The 1,537-nt window shown below is 66.4% G+C and carries 1 protein-coding gene and 1 pseudogene; both read right to left on the bottom strand.

What is annotated here, in order from left to right:
- Positions 1–65: pseudogene (locus tag AC3IFE_RS09935) on the bottom strand (peroxiredoxin); the annotation flags it as partial.
- 190 nt (positions 66–255) lie between these two features.
- Positions 256–1,452 carry a cell division protein FtsZ gene (ftsZ, locus tag AC3IFE_RS09930; protein WP_006477012.1) on the bottom strand — a complete coding sequence of 399 codons (1,197 nt, stop codon included), beginning with the start codon at positions 1,450–1,452 and terminating at the stop codon, positions 256–258.
- Positions 1,453–1,537 lie beyond the last annotated feature (85 nt).

Genomic DNA, 1,537 nt, shown 5'->3' with positions numbered 1-1,537 from the left:
TCGCGCGCGTCGTCGACGAACTCGAACAATTGCGCGTCGGGCAGCGCGTCGCCCACTTGAATCATGGCTGGTCCCTCATAGCGATACGGTTTTTCAGCGTGTCGCGGACAGCACGGCCCATCCCGCTTCGCTCACGCGAAGAGGGCACCTTTCCCGGCCCGGCGTCGCATCCGACGCGGCCTGTCGTGGTCCGTGGCATCCGTCACGCCGGCGTTACCGCGGCAACTTCGCCGCGGCTTCGCCTGTGTTTGCGCGTCAGTCAGCCTGCTTGCGCAGGAAAGCCGGGATGTCGTACGTGTCGACCCCCTTCTCCTGCAGCGCCTGCACGTGCGATGCCGCGGTTTCGCGCGAATTGCGCCACACCGCCGGCGTATCGAGCGCGCCGTAGTCGGCCGTGCTGACGTGATGCGGCTGCGCATAGCCGTGCGACACCGCGCTGACCGGCTGGTTGTCCGTACCGGTGCGCAGCAGCGTCATCGGTGCCGACTGCTGCTTCTTCGCCGCACGGCCCAGACCCGTCGCCACGACCGTCACGCGCAGTGCATCGCCCATCGCGTCGTCGTACACCGCACCGAAGATCACCGTCGCATCTTCCGCCGCGTAGCTCTTGATCGTGTTCATCACTTCGCGCGTTTCCGACAGGCGCAGCGAACGGCTCGACGTGATGTTGACCAGCACGCCGCGCGCGCCCGACAGATCGACGCCTTCGAGCAGCGGGCTCGCCACGGCCTGTTCGGCCGCGAGGCGTGCGCGATCGACGCCGGCGACCGTCGCCGTGCCCATCATCGCCTTGCCCTGCTCGCCCATCACCGTCTTCACGTCTTCGAAGTCCACGTTCACGAGGCCGTCGACGTTGATGATTTCCGCGATGCCCGCCACCGCGTTGTTCAACACGTCGTCCGCGCACTGGAAGCACTTGTCCATCTCGGCGTCATCGCCCATCACGTCGAACAGCTTGTCGTTCAGGACGACGATCAGCGAGTCGACGTGATCCTCCAGTTGCTGCGAGCCAGCTTCGGCGACGCGCATGCGCTTGCCGCCCTCGAACTCGAACGGCTTGCTGACGACACCGACCGTCAGAATGCCCATCTCCTTCGCGATCTGCGCGACCACCGGCGCCGCGCCCGTGCCCGTGCCACCACCCATGCCGGCCGTGATGAACACCATGTGCGCGCCGCGCAGTGCGTCGGCGATGCGCTCGCGCGCTTCTTCCGCTGCCGCACGACCCATTTCCGGCTTCGCACCGGCGCCCAGACCCGTGTTGCCGAGCTGGATCACCGACGATGCGCGCGAACGCGACAGCGCCTGGGCGTCCGTGTTCATCACGATGAAGTCGACGCCCTGCACGCCGCGGTTGATCATGTGCTGGACGGCATTGCCGCCAGCGCCGCCAACGCCGACCACCTTGATGATGGTGCCGTTGGTTTCGGTTTCCAGCATTTCGAATTCCATGGTGCCTCCGTCAAGAGAATGACTGCTACTCGGCCGTTATTCGGCAGGAGATCGGGCAACCCCCTGTCGCGCGCCAGCCGCCGGC

This window comes from Burkholderia sp. APQ4-4ca, from assembly GCF_057837105.1.
The sequence above is the reverse complement of the archived record's forward strand: the minus strand, read 5'-3'. Positions and strand labels throughout refer to the sequence as shown.

Coding starts and splice junctions, on each gene's coding strand:
- ftsZ (WP_006477012.1), bottom strand. CDS start 1,452: ATGGAATTCGAAATGCTGGAAACCGAAACCAACGGCACCATCATCAAG.